Source organism: Xanthomonas sp. LMC-A-07 (genome assembly GCF_030208825.1).
Taxonomy (GTDB): domain Bacteria; phylum Pseudomonadota; class Gammaproteobacteria; order Xanthomonadales; family Xanthomonadaceae; genus Xanthomonas; species Xanthomonas campestris.
Map to the genome: position 1 here is coordinate 13,573 of NZ_JARVTF010000002.1, position 15,403 is coordinate 28,975.

General features: G+C 67.7%; 9 protein-coding genes and 1 other RNA gene. 2 read left to right on the forward strand and 8 right to left on the reverse strand.

Annotation, left to right across the window (positions count from 1 at the left end; all coding sequences use genetic code 11):
* Positions 1-53 precede the first annotated feature (53 nt).
* Positions 54-470 (forward strand): hypothetical protein, encoded by a 417-nt coding sequence (locus QRM89_RS01175; protein WP_014506632.1) that lies wholly within the window; start codon positions 54-56, stop codon positions 468-470.
* On the forward strand, positions 463-2,121 hold the full coding sequence (locus tag QRM89_RS01180; protein WP_225042293.1) for a PA domain-containing protein: 1,659 nt from the start codon (positions 463-465) through the stop codon (positions 2,119-2,121). Before QRM89_RS01175 ends, QRM89_RS01180 begins: the two co-directional genes overlap by 8 nt.
* 142 nt (positions 2,122-2,263) lie before the next feature.
* On the opposite strand, the gene QRM89_RS01185 is transcribed toward QRM89_RS01180, so the two are convergent.
* From QRM89_RS01185 to QRM89_RS01220, 8 genes are all read right to left on the reverse strand, one after another.
* Positions 2,264-6,808 (reverse strand): cellulose biosynthesis protein BcsC, encoded by a 4,545-nt coding sequence (locus QRM89_RS01185; protein WP_285447096.1) that lies wholly within the window; start codon positions 6,806-6,808, stop codon positions 2,264-2,266.
* Positions 6,790-7,971 (reverse strand): cellulose synthase complex periplasmic endoglucanase BcsZ, encoded by a 1,182-nt coding sequence (bcsZ, locus tag QRM89_RS01190; protein ID WP_285447097.1) that lies wholly within the window; start codon positions 7,969-7,971, stop codon positions 6,790-6,792. The genes QRM89_RS01185 and bcsZ overlap by 19 nt, the downstream gene beginning before the upstream one ends.
* Positions 7,968-10,286: a cellulose biosynthesis cyclic di-GMP-binding regulatory protein BcsB gene (gene bcsB, locus QRM89_RS01195; RefSeq protein ID WP_285447098.1), complete on the reverse strand. Its 2,319-nt coding sequence runs from the start codon at positions 10,284-10,286 to the stop codon at positions 7,968-7,970. The genes bcsZ and bcsB overlap by 4 nt, the downstream gene beginning before the upstream one ends.
* A gap of 44 nt (positions 10,287-10,330) precedes the next feature.
* Entirely contained in the window at positions 10,331-12,475 is a 2,145-nt protein-coding gene (gene bcsA / locus QRM89_RS01200; protein WP_014506626.1) for a UDP-forming cellulose synthase catalytic subunit, read from the reverse strand.
* A 79-nt stretch (positions 12,476-12,554) separates the two neighbouring features.
* Complete coding sequence (locus QRM89_RS01205; protein WP_285447099.1) at positions 12,555-13,019, reverse strand: hypothetical protein; 465 nt, start codon at positions 13,017-13,019, stop codon at positions 12,555-12,557.
* Between the two features lie 28 nt (positions 13,020-13,047).
* A complete protein-coding gene (locus tag QRM89_RS01210) occupies positions 13,048-13,503 on the reverse strand; it encodes a hypothetical protein (RefSeq protein ID WP_285447100.1) in 456 nt (151 codons plus the stop codon).
* A gap of 176 nt (positions 13,504-13,679) precedes the next feature.
* On the reverse strand, positions 13,680-14,876 hold the full coding sequence (pncB, locus tag QRM89_RS01215; protein WP_285447101.1) for a nicotinate phosphoribosyltransferase: 1,197 nt from the start codon (positions 14,874-14,876) through the stop codon (positions 13,680-13,682).
* Positions 14,877-15,324: 448 nt separating this feature from the next.
* Positions 15,325-15,400, reverse strand: a non-coding RNA gene (locus tag QRM89_RS01220) — sX9 sRNA.
* Between the last annotated feature and the right edge of the window lie 3 nt (positions 15,401-15,403).

Consider the following 15,403-nt stretch of genomic DNA (forward strand, 5'->3'; position numbering starts at 1 on the left):
CGCCGGTGTCAGTGCGGCGTATTTCCCCTGTTGGACCCAAGGAAACCCCAACGATGATGAGCTTTCGCAAGCCCGGATGGATGCTGTCCGGTGTGTTGTGTCTTGCCTGCCTGCCGGCACTTGCCGCAGCCCAGGATGCGGGAACCAGCAGCTCCAAGGTCGGTATCGACCCGGTCACCGGCAAGCTGCGTGCGCTGACCGCCGAAGAAAGCGCCGCGCTGGACCGGCAGGCCGCCGCAGCCCCGGCTGCGCGCAGCGCCCAACGCAGTGCAGTCCCGCAGACCGAGGCGGCCGCCCTGGCCACCGAGCGTCGCCTGCCCAACGGCACCATCGCGCGCAAGTTGCCGGCCACCCAGATGAGCTCCCTGGTTGCGACCCGGCAGGCCGATGGCCGCCTGGTGATCGAGCACAGCGAGGACGCCACCACCCAACCTGCCCACGCCGAGCACGGAGCGCTGCCGCATGAATAAGCCCCTGTTGCTGTTGTCCCTGGGCATCGCCGCCGCGCTGTCGCCGCTGCACGCCTCCGCCGCCAATGTCACCCTGATCAATGGCGATGCCGGCACCAATGTCGGCTTGAACGACCCCACCGCTGCCGCGCCGCTGGGTGGCAACCCGGGCCGGTCGGTGGGTGAGCAGCGACGCATCGCCTACCAGTACGCCATGGACATGTGGGGCGCGGTGCTGCAGAGCAGTGTCGAGATCAAGGTGTATGCCTCGTTCGCGCGGCTGACCTGTACCGCCACCGGCGGCACCCTGGGCCAGGCCGGCCCGAACTGGATCGTCAACAACTTCCCCGGTGCCAAGGCCAATACCTTGTACCCATCCGCGCTGGGCGATGCGATCGCCGGGCAGGATCTGGTGCCCGACCCGGCCGATCCGGCCGACGTGTTCTCGCAATTCAACGGCGACCTGGGCAAGGACGACTGCCTGGCCGGGTCGGGCTGGTACCTGGGCCTGGACGGCAAGACGCCGGAAGGCCAGATCAACTTCCTTAACGTGGTGATGCACGAGATCGGCCATGGGCTGGGCGCGGCGGGCTTCCTCAACAAGACCACCGGTGTGCTCGGCTCGGGCTCCGGCCTGACCGACGTCTATACCGCGCAGGCCTTCGACAACGTGCAGAACAAGCGTTTCGACGACCCCACCATGACCAATGCGCTGCGTGCCGAAGCCATGCGCACGCCCGGGCGGACGGTGTGGGCCGGTACGCGCGTCAACCGCGAGGCGGCGTTGATCCTGGATCCGCGCACGCTGCTGCAGGTGAGCGCGCCCGCCGGTGCGGCCGGCAAGTTCGAAGTGGGCTTTGCCAGCTTCGGGCCGCTGGCCAGCGCCGGCAATTTCCCGGCGCGTTCGGTGGTGACGGTGGATGACGGCGTGGCCGCTGCCTCGGCCAGCGACGGTTGCGAAACCCCGTTCGTCAATGCGGCGGCCGTGGCCGGCAAGGTGGCCTTGATCGACCGCGGCACCTGCGCCTTCGCCATCAAGGTCAAGAACGCCCAGCTCAATGGCGCGGTGGGCGTGATCGTGGCCAACAACGCGGCCGGCGTGCAGACGATGGGCAATGCCGCACCGCCGATCACCGACATCACCATCCCGGCGATCATGGTCTCGCAAGCCGATGGCGCGCGCCTGAAGGGCAGCGCTGCGGTGGTGGCAGGGCTGTACGAGGACCCGGAACTGCTGCAGGGCACCGACAGCCAGGGCCGCACGCGCTTGTACGCCCCCAGCGTGGTGGCCGGCGGCTCGACCTTCTCGCACTTCGATACCGACCTGCAGCCGAATGCGCTGATGGAACCGTTCGATACGCCGGAAGTGCAGGCGCAGCTCAACATCGACCTGACCCCGGCGATGTTTGCCGATATCGGCTGGACGGTGAATCGCGGCCTCACCAAGCTGGGCAGCTGCAGCACGCTGGTGCCGACGGTGGAAACCGGCGGGTTGATTCCCGGCGCCAACATCCAGGCCGAGAGCAGCCTGTGCAAGACGCAGAACGCAGGCAACCGCCTGGGTTACCTGACCTGCATGGACGAGCACGTGCGTGGGCTGCAGGACCAGGGCGCGATCAGCCGCCTGCAGCAGGCGTCGGTGTTCGTGTGTGCCACCAAGGTGCGCCCGTAACCCGGACGCACGGCGGTCAGTCACGGTGTGACCGGAACGGCGCCGCAAGGCGCCGTTCTTCATTGCCGTTGCAGACCAGGTGTGCAGCGTGCCCGGCGCGCACACGCGTCACCGCGCACCTTGCGCGCTGCACTGCGTTGGCTCAGTGATCCGCCGCGTACGGCGAGGTCAGCACCTGCGGTGCCCGGCCCAGCGCGGAACCCAGCCGATCCAGCACGAAACGCAGATAGAGATTGCTGCTGAACTGGTTGTAGTCGCGCGCGTTGTTGAAGGTCATGCGCCCGCCCAGGAACAACTGCGGTGCCACCTGCCATTCGGCCGCGCCACTGAGGTTGTAGGACACGCCGGTGCGGCTTTCGCCCGCGTACACCGGGTCGGTATAGCGGTTGACCAGGCCCAGTAACACCGCGACCGAGGCGGCATCGTAGGCGGCCTGCTGCAAGGTGGGATCTGTGGGGAAATACGGCGTGGCTTCGGTGGTGAAATGCTGCACGCCGATGCTGGCGTCCACCTTCCAGTTCACCGTCTGCCCGGCGCTGCGGCCGCTCCAGTGCACCGGGAATCCCAGGTCCACATAGTCCTGCGGGCTGAAGTAGCCACCGTGGCCGTAGGTGAAACCGCTGAGGTTCTTGTCGTACTGCATGGCAGTCAGATTGACGCCGGCGGTGAGCGATTGGTTCTGGGTTTCCAGCGCATGCACGTAGAAGCCCAGGTCGACCTGGCGGTGGTCGTTGTCGGCCACGTTGTTGCCAACCAACCGGTGCGCGGCCAGATTGGCATAACCACCGAGCAGGCCGTTGTCGGCGGTGGCCGAGACCGACACGCCATTGCTGGTCACCCCGCCCCATTCGCGCCCGCTGCGCCCATCCTGCGCACCGGCGAAGGACAACACGCTGTCGGTGACCGCACGCCGCGAGGCTTCGGCCGACCAGTTGACGGTGTCGCCGATCTCGCCGCGGTAGCCAACGCCGCCGATGATGTTCTGCTCCTGAAACCCAATCGGCGTGCTGCCTACATCCGCGCTGAAACCGCCGTTGCGATAACGCACGCCCACGCCCACGCCGGTGTCGTCCTGACTCAGGCGGCGAGCGCCGTTACCGTTCGCGGCCATGCTGTTCAAGGTGTCGGCCAGGGTGGTGGGTGTCTGCTGCGCGGCGGCGCTGCTGCCAGCCAGCGCCTGCAACGCGGCCGCATCGCCAGCGGCAAGCTGTTGGCTGATGGCGGTGTTGGTGAGAATGTCGCGCGCTAGCTGGGCGATCGGCGTGTTGGATGCGTTGATGCTGAGCAGATACGCCGGCAACGGTTCGTTGGCCAGCGCAGCCACCGCGGCAGCGGTGCTGTTGTTGTTTTCGGTGAGCAGTTCGCCGAACAAACCGGTGTTCAAGGCATAGCGTCGCAAACGCTCGCGGGTGGCGACGGTGTCGCCTTCGGTGGCGATTAACTGATACACCGACGAGCCCACCAGCGTATCGATCGCACTGCGGTCGGCGGCCAAGGCATCGTTGACGGCGGCTTGCGGGCCACTGCCGAAGCGGCTGGCGGTGGCGTATTCGGTGCCGAGCGTGCCGGCATCCACTACCGTGGGGGTGAGCGTGACGCCGAGCTTGCCCTCGCCCACCGAGAACTCGGCCTGCACCGGCATTTCGATGTCGTCCAGCCGGCCCAGGCCGTCTTCGCCATCGCGCGAGCGATAGAGCGCGCCGCCGGCCAGGTTGTCGCTGTTTTCCGATTGCACGGCGCGCAATTCGTCGAGCACGCTGTTGCCCGTCGTGCCAGCCGGCAGGGCCTGCCCGCGTGCGCCGCCAACCCGTGGTGCCTGCGTCGGCGCCATTGCATAGGCGTCGTTGCGGGACGGCGCTGCGGGCGCTGCATACGCCTCCCTACGGGTGGGCAGCCGGCTGCGCTGATTGGCCATCGGCAACGGTGCTGGGCCGGCACTGGCGCTGACCGGCGGTGGCAGATCGTCGCCGCTGCCGCCATCGATGCTGGCTGGCACAGTGCTGGCGTAACGCGCAGGTACTTGGGGCATGGCCACTGCCTGCGCGCTGTCGTAACTGGCCGCGGCCGCGTCGAGGCGGTCGGACAGCACTGCCGGCGAGCTGCGCATGCCACCGGTAATGCCGGAGAACGGATTGAGCGGGCGCCCGGCCGAAGCAACGGCGGCGCTGCCGTGTGCCGCGGGCAGGCCGTTATCCAACTGGCCGGCCTGGCGCTGCTGCGCGGCCAGCGAGGCGCGGAAATATTGCTCGGCCTTGCGGTTCTTGCCGGCGCTGCGATAGACGCGGCCAGCGGCAGCCAGCACTTCCGGCGACTCCGGCGCCTGTGCCAGCGCGCGTTGCAGATAGGTCTCGGCGTTGGCCAGATCCGACTGCGCAGCGGCGCTGTTGGCGGCGGCGGTGAGGACGTCCAGATCGTTGGGATGACGCTGCAGCAGCTGTTGATACAGCGCCAGCGCCTGGCGCTGGTCACCGGCGGCGGCATACAGGCGCGCCAGTGCGGCCTGCGCATCGCGGTTGTCCGGCTGCTGCGCCAGCACCGGCGACAACGCGTCGTAGGCGCCTTCCAGATTGCCCAGCTCACGCAAGGCATCGACCTGCCGCAGCGTGTAGGCGCTGCGCAGCGTGCGATACCGGCGCACCTGCTCCGGCGTCATGGTGATGGCCTGCAGCTGGCGCAGCACCGCCGAGAGTTCGGCGTCCTGATGCGCACGCAGCAGCACGCCGGCGTACTGCAGGCGGTCTTCGGTACTCGGGTTGGCACCGGTGACCAGGCGCTGGGCCAGGGTCAATGCTCGCGGGGTGTTGCCGGCATCGGCGTGCGCACCGGCCAGCGCGGCCAGCAGTTGCGGGTCGTCGAGCTGGTTGCCGAGCGCGGTTTCAGTGCGCGCCAGCAATTGTTGCGCTTCGCCCGCCCGCCCTTGCGCGACCAGCAAACGTGCCTGGCGCGCCTGCAGTTCGATCCAGGCGGTGTTGCGCAGCTGAGTCATCTCAGGCGTGCGCGCCGCGCTCGGAATACGCTCCAGGCTGGCGTAGGCGCTCTGCCAGTCGCCTGTTTCCTGGGCGAGCAAGGCATTGGCATGCAGCGCTTCGGGCTGGTCGCCATGCACGGCGAGCAAGCCGTCCATCACGCTGCGCGCCTGGTCCGGGCGCCCGGCCTGTTGGTACAGGCGGGCCAGGTCCAGACGGATCCACGGATCACCGGGGCGCTCGACCATCGCCGCTTCCAGTTCCGCTTGCGCGCTGACGGTGTCGCCGGCTTCCAGCGATTGGCGCGCGCGGGCGCGTTGCACGTTGGAGCGCAGCAATGCTTCGCCACCGGACTTGGCGCGCTCGGCCGCCGGCAGCCGGTTGAACAATGCACTGGCTTCCTGCATGCGGCCCTGGCGGCTGTATAGCCCCACCAGGCCCTGCAAGGCGCCGGTGTTGTCGGCATCGCGCGACAAGGCCTTGCGATAGCTGGCCTCGGCCGCCACCGGGTCGCTGGCCGCCTGCAGGCCACCCAGTGCGACATGCCCGGCCGGCTCGTTGGGCAGCAGCTGGATCGATTGCTCCACCAGTTGCCGCGCCTGGGCCAGATCACCGCGCACACGCGCGGCCTCGGCTTGCTGCATCTGTTGCCAATAGCGCGCGCTGTCGTAGGCGCTCTGCCATTTGCCGTTGCCGGCGGCGGCCGGGCGCAGCAGTTCCTGCGCTTCGGCAAAGCGCTGCTGCCGCAGGCGCACCGAGCCCAGGCCGCCCAACGCGTCGGGGTCACGCGCACGCGCGCGCAGCACCTGGGTGAAGCGTTGTTCGGCCGCACTCAGATTGCCGGCGCTGAGCGCGCGAAAGCCCTCGCCCAGCAGCACGCCGTTGGGATCGGCCGGAGCGGCAGTTGCGGCCGTGCGCTGCTCGCGCAACTGGCCCAGTTTTGTGGTGACTTCCGCATCGTTGGGCGTGCCGGCCAGAAAGGCCTGATACAACGGCGCATCGGCGGCGCTGGCGTTGAGCCACAGCAGCGCCTGGCGCCAGCTGTTGCGTGCAGGCCCGCCGACATCGGCACGCTGCGCCAGCGCGCGCAATTGCGCGATGCCCTCGCGCCGGGTGGGCTCGCGGTAGGTCAGCACCTGCGCCAGTGCCAGCTGCACCGACGCATTGGCCGGCTCGCTGGATTGCAGTGCGCGCAACCCGTTGCGTGCGCGCTCCCAGCCGGTCGGTGTGCCGGCCAGCGACTGGTAATACTCCAACGCAAGCGTTGGCGGCGGCGGCTTGCCGGCGAAGGCGGCTTCGTAACTGCGCGCCGCTTCTACATAACGCCCGGCGGTGGCGGCGCGGCGGGCATTGCGCAGATTCGGATCTTCGCCGGCATTGGCGTTGCCGCGGGCACCGATCGCCACGCGCAGGCGCTGCACCTGCGGCGATTGCGGATGGGCCGCTTCCAGCTGCTGCAGGCGCTTGCGCGCTTCGGACTGGCGGCCCTGCGCCAGGTCGATCTGGGCCAGGCCGAGCAGCGCGTCGGCTTGGTCCGGGTCGATGCCGAGCAGCTTTTTCCAGGTATCGGCGGCCAGATCGTCGCGGCCCTGGTCGTGCCAGTAATTGCCCTGGCTGACCAGTTGCTGGGTGGCGCTGGTTTGCGCATGCACCGGCGCGGCGAGCAGGCACAGGTCGATCACACCGGCGAGGTAAAGCGGTCTCAGGTTCTTGCGGAGCATGCAGGGGTTCTCCAGGCGGGCAGCAGGCGCCCGTCTGCGGCAAAGCGGTAGCGGTTCTCGAGCCAGCCCTGTCCAAACAGGGCCAGCGTGCGTTCGTAATACGGCAGCGCGGCGGCCGCCGGTTGTGCAGCGGCCGGCAGGCGTTGTGCCTGCGCCTTGAGCAGCGCCGGCTGGCGCAGCGCGCTCAGGTACGGCAGCAGCGCGGCGGAAAATCCGACCGGTGCCGCGCCAGTGCCGACACCGCGCGTGGTGTCGATCTTTTCGGCGAAGTTGCCTTGCGCGGCGAGCAGGTCCATCGGCCCGGACAGGTCCTGCAGCAGTTTGGTGCGCAGCGGCTCGCCGGCGTCGAGCATGCCGGCCCACAGATACACGCGGATGGCGTCGTAGCTGCCCACGTTGCCGCGCTGGGGATCGGGGCTGAAGGCCTTGCCGTCCCACACCGTCCAGTCCGGCGCCAGACCCACCGGCGCGCTGTCGCGCAGCACGCGCGTGGCGTTGAGCGCGATTATTGCCCATGGGCCCTTGGGGTCGGCATTGGCGCAGCGGCGCAGCACCTGCAGCGGCAAGTAGCTGGGGTTGAGCGTCCAGCGCCCCGGCGCGGTGAATCCGGTGCGCCCAGGCAGCAGCATCGGCCCCAGCCCCGGCAGGTTGGCCACTTCCTGCGCGCGGATCAGCTGCAGCACCTGTTGACCGGCCTTGGTGTAGCCAGGCCGGTTCCACAGGCGGCCGGCTTCCAGCAACGCGTAGGCGATCCACAACTCGCCATCGCTGGCGGTATTGGGGTCGAGCACGCGCCAATCGCCGCTGCTGTCGCGGCCCCACAGCCAGGCCGGCAGATTCAGATCGGGGCGGCCAGCGCACAGGTTGTGCCGGGTCCAGCCCAGCACCTTGTCGAACAGCACCGCGTCGTTGTTCACCAGCGCGAAGAACAGCGCGTACGACTGGCCTTCGGAGGTGGAGCGCTGGTCGGGATTGAGAAAGTCCACCACCCGGCCGTCGGGCTGGATGTGCTTGGCGACGAACGCATCCCACAGCGGCCACGCCCCGCACTGCAGCGGCGCAGCAAGCACGCCGGCCGGCAACACCGCGGCCAGCCCGCTCAACGCACCGGCACGCAGCAGGCTGCGGCGCGTCATCGGCGTGGGCTGGTCGCGGCTGCTCATGCGCTGCGGCCTTCGTTGAGCCGTTCGGCGGTGTGCCGGCGCAGCAGCACGCGGCCAGCCAGCGCCATCAGCAAGGCCAGCAGGATCACCGTCACTGCCAGCCACACCGGGTGATGCGAGAAATACCAGCGCAACCAGGTCGGCAGCGGCAGATGGCCCACGTAATAGGTCTGGTTGCCGACCAGGCTGGTGACTTTCTTCTGCTGCAACACCACCACGCTGCCCTGGAAATCCTTGAGCAGCGCCGGGTCGAACCAGGCATCGAACAGCCGGCTCATATTCGTCGGGTCTTCGGTCTGGAATGCGACCACGCTGCGGCCGGATTTCAACGGCGATTCGAAGCCCATCAGCAGCACGTCATCGGGCTGCGGCTGCAGTGCGATTTCCGCGGTGGTCGGCAGATCGGTGCGGCGCGCGTCGAACGACAGGAAGCGCGGTAGCGTGTCGAACAACCAGTCGGTCAGGCGGAAGCGGGTGGACTGCCCGTCCTGGCCCACCGGCAGGTTGGCGCGCCACTGCTTGAACAACGGCTGCGAATTGGCGCCGCCGAGCAGCAGCAGATCGCGGTCGGCATGCTGTTGCACCGCGCTGGGCGCGATGATCTGCGCGTGCAGCGCTGGATATCCGGTGGACGCGCCGAAGCGCCCGAGCAGGGTCAGCACATTGCTCAGGTCCTGGTCGCCCGGGTTATTGGGCAGCACGATCGCCGATTCGGACAGATCGGCCAGGCGCGTGAACGGGTAGCCGGCGTTGGCGAACGCCGCCAGGTTTGGCATCGCCATGTAGTGGTGGAACCCGCTCAGATCGATGGTGGAATCCGCATCGATGGCGCCGGACACGTCCGGGAAGCTGTTCTTGCACTCCTCGCCTTGCGGGCGATCGAAAAAGAAGTGGAAACGCAGTTGGCTATTGGCCGAGAACGCGCCCACCGGCAGCGTCAAGCGCTGGTTCACCGGCATCGCGCCGCGCGTGCCCAGGCTGTTCCACCACCGCATCGGGGTGGACTCGGCATACGGCAGGCCGGTCAGTGGCAACGTGGTGACGAACGATTCGTTGATGCTGACGTTGAGCGCGGACTTGTTGTCGACGTCCGGCACCGTGTAGCGGTACTTCAAGTCGATCGGAATCCCGTCGCGCTCCCACACGAACAGGTCCGGCGGCAGCTGCAGGCCGACCCGGATCAGGTCCGGGTGATAGCCGGTGACGTTGAGTGCGCTCGGCTGGGTGACCAGATCGCCAAAACGCACCGGGCGATCGCTGAAAACCCACTTGGGCGCGTCGTAGGGCGCGCGAGGCGCCGGTGCGCTGAGCTCGCCGATACGCGCCACCGCGCCGGTCAGCGGAGCACGCAACGCCAGCGCGGTGGCCGCACGTTGTAAATCCTCCGCGTTACGGCCCAGCACCAGCAGCAATTTGCCGTTGGGATCGGTCGGGTTGACCACCACGGCCACGGTGGGGCCGCGGATGTCGGCCACGCCGCTGTCGGCAGTAGCAAATTGCGGCGGCAAGGTGGCCGGCGTGGCGAATACCACGGCGTTGCCGGTGGCCGGCAGCGCAGCGGTGGAGGCCGCGAAGGTCGCGCCGCGGTAGCCGGCCAACGTGCCGAACCACGACGCCACCGTGCCGGCCGCCTGCAGCGTGGCCATGTCCGGCTGCTGCGGAAAATAGAACGGCAGTTCCAGGCGGCGGGTGTCGCGCACATCGAAGAACGGCACCGGCAGCAGCGCCAGGTTATTGGCCAGCGCCAGCGGCGTGGTGGTCAACGACAAGGTGGTGGCCGCATCCACGTTCGCCCACAGGCTACTGTGGTCCGGGTCCTCGCACTCGCGCGTGTAATGGCCGATCAGCTGCAGGTTGAGCTGGTTGTAATCGGTGACCAGGCGCGGGTCGATCGGCAGGTCCGTCGAGAGCAATTTGCCGGCATTGGCCTTGTCGGTGGGCAAGGTGCCCACGGTGACGCCGTTGATGGTGACCTTCAGATGCGACAGGTCTGGCAGCAACGATGGCGAGTAGCTGTATTTCAGATTGAGGGTGGCGGCGGTGACGATCTCATCGCTGCGCACGCTGAAGGGCACGCCGGCGCTGCCCTGCACGCCGCGCAAGGTGATTTCGTAGTCGATACCCAGCTCACGCAGCGTGGAGGCGCGCGTGCTGCCGGCCACCGGCGCGCTGGGCACCGGCATGGTCGTTGCGTCGGCAGCAGCCTGCTCGGCGGGCATCGCGGCGGGCGCTTCGGCGGGCGCGGGTTGTTGCGCCTGGGCCAGGCCCGCCAGCAAGGTCAGCGCACAGGTCAACATCGCCGGAGAAATTCGCATCAGCCGCTTCTTTGCAAAGGAAAGGGAAACACCACGCGCCACGTTCACGACTCCAGATCCACCGGGCGCGACGGGCGAAAGCCCTGCCGCGCGCTGTCCACGATATGACCGCCCAGGCGCCCGAAGCCGCGCGCGCTGGCGGCCAGCACCTGACCCATCGAGCGCCAGAACGAATCACGGTCGTGCTGGCCCCATTGCGACAGCCAGATGTCGGCACGCGCGAAGGTGGACGCCACCAGCCAGCGTTCCTGCTCCATCGACATCTGCGTGAACTGGATGCTGACCTGGCCGTCGCGGTCCTGCCGCACCACGGCTGGCAGGGTCTGTTCGAGGCCGCGATGGCTCAGGCCCACCTGCACCGCCAGGCCGGGCTCGATCGGCTGCGGCTGCGCCAGCTTGATCGCCATGCCGCCGGTGGAAAAATTCACCGAGCGGCAGGCCAGCGCGCTGCCGTCGGGCAGGTACAGATTCACCGGGATATCCAGCGGCACGCGATGCGCGCTGCGCACCTGCCGCGTCTCGCTGGCGGTGGCGATGGTCGCGCCCAGCAGCACCATGTTGTAGAGCGTCCAGGCCAGGTTGAACCAGATGGTCTGCTGCTCGCCGGTGCCGCCCACATAGATCAGCCGCAGCACGCCGGCCACCACGCCCACTACGTTGAGCAGCAGCAAAAATAGATAGGGCTTTGCGATCTGCGCATCGAAATAACTGCGCGCTACCAGCCCCCCCTTGGGTGTCACGTTGAACTTGCCCAACTTCGGATTGAGCAACGCCACCAGCGTCGGGCGGAAGATGTACCAGGCCAGCGTGGTCTCGTAGACCTCGTTCCACAGCAGGTGGCGGAACCGGCTTTGCACGCGCAGGTTGGTGAGGTTGGCCTGCAGGATGTGCGGCAAGGCGTAGGCCAGGATCATCAACGCCGAGGCCTGGATCACATGCGCGCCGAAGAACAGATACGCCAGCGGCGCGGTGAGATAGATGATGCGCGGCAACCCGTAGAAGAAGTGCAGCATCGCGTTGAGGTAGCACAGCCGTTGCGAGAGCTTGAGCCCGCGGCCAAGCAAGGGATTGTCGATGCGCGCGATCTGCGCCATGCCACGTGCCCAGCGGATGCGCTGCGCCACGTGCCCGGACAGACTTTCGGTCGCCAGCCCGGCGGCCTGCGGCACGGCCAGGTACGCGGTGCGGTAGCCACGGCGCTGCAGCTTGAGTGCGGTGTGCGCATCTTCGGTGACGGTTTCCACCGCTACGCCGCCCACTTCTTCCAGCGCGGTGCGCTTGATCACCGCGCACGAGCCGCAGAAAAACGTGGCATTCCACTGGTCGTTACCGTCCTGCAGCAGGCCGTAGAACAGCTCGCCTTCGTTGGGCACCTTGCCGTGCGTATCGAGGTTGCGTTCGAACGGATCCGGCGAGAAGAAATAGTGCGGCATCTGCACCAGTGCCAGCTTGGTGTCGCGCAGGAACCAGCCCATCGCCACCTGCAGGAACGAGCGGGTGGGAATGTGGTCGCAATCGAAGATGGCCACGTATTCGCCGCTGCACTTCTTCAGCGCCGCATTGATGTTGCCGGCCTTGGCGTGCGCGTTGTTGGTGCGGGTGACGTAGTTGATGCCGACCTCGGCGCAGAACGCGCGGAACTCGTCGCGGCGGCCGTCATCGAGCAGATGGATGGTGATTTTTTCGGCCGGCCAATCGATCACGCTGGCAGCCAGCACGGTGGTGCGCACCACCGACAACGGCTCGTTGTAGGTGGGGATGAACACATCCACGCTCGGCCACAGGCTCTGGTCGGCGGGCAGCGGCACCGGCTTGCGATTGAGCGGCCACAGCACCTGGAAATAGCCCAGCACCAGGATCACGAACGCGTACAACTCGGCCCCGAGCAGGCCCAGGCCGAGGATGAAATCCACCGCGCTGCCCACGCCCATGGTCTGGGTCGTGCGCCACCAGATGTAGCGGCACGACACCGCCAGCGACATGCCCATCATCATCAGGATGACCACGCGCCCGCCGCGGTTGCGCACCGCCAGGGCCACGCCGAACAGCACGCCGGAAAACACCAGCTGCTGGGTGACATCCATCGGCACCGCCACCACGAACACCAGCAGCAGCGCGCCCAGCAGCCACAGCGACCAGGTCGCCAGGGTGGGCAACGGTGAGCCGGAACGGAGGCTGGCAGCGGTCATCGAAACGTCCTTGAGATATTCGGCAAAACGGAAAGACCAGTGCCAGGGCGCTGGTGGCAACACGCACGCACAGGCGCGATCAACGCGAACGCAGGCGCTTGAGCGGGCTGCTGTGTGTCGCGGCGGGCGCATCGGTTTGCAGCAGACGCTCGAACAGCTGCTGCAGCGGTGTTCCCGCCTGCACCGGCACGGCGCGCACGGCCGGCGCGTCGGGCTGGCGCAGCTTGCGCAACGGCGCCACGGCATCGGCATGCGGTGCCTCGGGGGCCATGACGGCCGGCACGGCACTCAGTGCGGCCGGTGCCACGTGCATCACGGGCGTCTGCGCGATTGCCGGTGTCGCGGCCGGGGTGGCCGTTGTGGCGGGTGCAGCGGCCTTTGTTGCATCGACATCGCTGGCGGCGGCAGTGCCGGCGGCGGCGCGTGGTGCCAGCTGGGTGTAGGCGAAGTCGTGATACCCCTCGCTCGCCTGCCCGCCCAGACGCGCAAACAGGCCCGACACATCGTCGTGTCCGGCCGGTGTCTTGGTGGTCTTGTTCTTCATCGCAGTCCCCTTGCCTAGTCGCACATGCTCAAGCGGTCCGCGCCAGCACCAGGCGGCGCAGGTCGACCGTCTCGCCCGCGGTGCGCTGCACCGTCAGGCCTGCCAGCATCCCCAAATGCTGGAACCACGCGTCGTACGCGCCCTGCAGAAATCCATCGCCCCAGTCGGCGCCGTCCAGCGCCACGCTGAGCGGTGCACCGGTGTGCTGGATCAGCACATGGTCGGCCTGTTCTTCAAGCGCGCACTGCCCCCAGTCGTAGCTGTCCCACACCTGGTTGGCGGCCTGCTCCACCGCTTCCAGCGTGGCGCACGGCGCCAGCGGATGCGCGCGCGCAAACCGCTGGCCGATCCGCGCCATCAGCAGGGCCAGATCTGCGTCCGGCAACTCGGCAGCGAATTCCTCGGCCATCGCACGCACAAAGCCCAGCCACTGCCGGGAGCAGCTGCGGGTGCGGTAAAGCGACAGTGGATCGAGTGCAGTCATCGGCGGACGTCGCGGGAAGGAGGCCGTACATCAACACCGCCCGCTTCAGAAGTGAATCGGGCGTGATGCCAATGTTAACGACTCCTCACAGCCGAGTGAGCGCTGCGTCGCACTTTTTCGGCCATTCCCTGACAGCAGTGCCCGAGCTCCCGACACCACCTGCCGCTACACGTCAGTCACTGACGCGCTGGGTCACCCGCTTCCGGCATCGGCGGCAGGCCGAACACATCGCGCAGGTAGCGCAGGTAGCCCAGGTCTTCGCACATGCTCTTGCCCGGCGAATCGCTGAGCTTGGCCACCGGCTGCCCATTGCAGCGGATCATCTTGATGACGATCTGCAAGGGCGTCGGGCCCAGGTCGTTGGTCAGGCTGGTGCCCACGCCGAACGCCAGCCGGCAGCGCGGGCTGAAGTGCTCGTACAGCCGCATCACCTTGTCGATGTTCAGCCCGTCGCTGAAGACCAGCACCTTTGTGCGCGGATCTACGCGATGCGCTTCCAGATGCGCGATCACCCGCTCGCCCCAGTCGAACGGGTCGCCGGAATCGTGGCGCATGCCGTCGAACAGCTTGCAGAAATACAGGTCGAAGTCGCGCAGGAACGCGTCCAGGCCCACCACATCCGACAGCGCAATGCCCAGGTCGCCGCGGTATTCACGCGCCCACGAGTCCAGCGCCGCCACCTGCGAATCCCGCAGCCGCGGGCCCAGCGCCTGGAACGCCTGCAGGTATTCGTGCGCCATGGTGCCCAGTGGGGTCAGCCCGTACTGCTTGGCGAAAAACACATTACTGGTGCCGACGAATTGTTCGCCCAAACCATCGCGCAGCAGCGGCAGCAGTTCGCCATGCCATTGCCGCGAATAGCGGCGGCGCGTGCCGTAATCGGCGATCTTGCAACCGGCCGGCATGCTGCGCAGGCTGCGTACCTTCTCGCGCAGGCGGCTGCGGCCTTCCTCGAAATCCGGCTCGGAGGTGTTGCGGAACCACACCTCGTTGATGATCGCCAGCAGCGGCACTTCGAACAGGATGGTGTGCAACCAGGGCCCGCGGATGGTCAGCTCGATCTCGCCCGGGTGGGCGGCCGAGGCGGCCAGGGTCAGGTATTTGCGGTCCAGGTGGAACAACGCGAGAAAGTCGGCGAAGTCCGGCTTGATGAAGCGCAGGCTGCGCAGGTAGTCCACCTCGTCCTCGCGCAGCCGCAGCCGGCACAGCGCGTCGATCTCACGCGAGATCTCGTCGATGAACTGCGCCAGATCCACGCCGGGTGTGCGGCACTTGAAGCGGTAGTCCACCTGCGCGGCCGGGTGCTGATGCAGCACCGCCTGCATCATGGTGAACTTGTACAGATCGGTGTCGAGCAGCGAATGAATGATCATGCTGCCGGATTATGCCCGCAGCGGCTGTGCGGGTGCGTGTCGTGGCATTGAGACACCGGGGAGCGCCGGCAGTGTTCCCCGCCGCAGCCGAACGCAACAGCGGGCGTACACGGCGCTGCATCCGTCAGGCCGTTCAAGCGGGCTCAGGGCGTACAGGACGCGGATTTGCGATCACGCCGAGGGCTGCGGGCGACGCGTTGCGAGCAGCCGCGAGGTGGCTCGGGACGCACTGTCCATGGGCTCCGAAGTTGCAGCGCCTGCCCGGTGGGCTGTTGTTTGAGGATCGCCTGACGCGGTGACCGACTCAGCTAACGGGATCGCGACGACGGAACTCCGCGCGCATCTCGACTACGTGTGCGCCGACCTTGCAGTGCGGTCATCGACTGACCATGGACGCAGCACACCGCGAGTATCCTGATGCCAGCACATCGACTCGCCTGCTTGGAGCGACTAACAACGCGTAGCGAGCAATCGGCAGGTGGTTGCGGACGGCGCACAGGAACCGGAGTGTTCGGGGGGTACATACC

What these genes read in the sequence shown, in the direction of transcription:
- QRM89_RS01175 (WP_014506632.1), top strand. Translation starts at nt 54, where the DNA reads ATGATGAGCTTTCGCAAGCCCGGATGGATGCTGTCCGGTGTGTTGTGT.
- QRM89_RS01180 (WP_225042293.1), top strand. Translation starts at nt 463, where the DNA reads ATGAATAAGCCCCTGTTGCTGTTGTCCCTGGGCATCGCCGCCGCGCTG.
- QRM89_RS01185 (WP_285447096.1), bottom strand. Translation starts at nt 6,808, where the DNA reads ATGCTCCGCAAGAACCTGAGACCGCTTTACCTCGCCGGTGTGATCGAC.
- bcsZ (WP_285447097.1), bottom strand. Translation starts at nt 7,971, where the DNA reads ATGAGCAGCCGCGACCAGCCCACGCCGATGACGCGCCGCAGCCTGCTG.
- bcsB (WP_285447098.1), bottom strand. Translation starts at nt 10,286, where the DNA reads ATGCGAATTTCTCCGGCGATGTTGACCTGTGCGCTGACCTTGCTGGCG.
- bcsA (WP_014506626.1), bottom strand. Translation starts at nt 12,475, where the DNA reads ATGACCGCTGCCAGCCTCCGTTCCGGCTCACCGTTGCCCACCCTGGCG.
- QRM89_RS01205 (WP_285447099.1), bottom strand. Translation starts at nt 13,019, where the DNA reads ATGAAGAACAAGACCACCAAGACACCGGCCGGACACGACGATGTGTCG.
- QRM89_RS01210 (WP_285447100.1), bottom strand. Translation starts at nt 13,503, where the DNA reads ATGACTGCACTCGATCCACTGTCGCTTTACCGCACCCGCAGCTGCTCC.
- pncB (WP_285447101.1), bottom strand. Translation starts at nt 14,876, where the DNA reads ATGATCATTCATTCGCTGCTCGACACCGATCTGTACAAGTTCACCATG.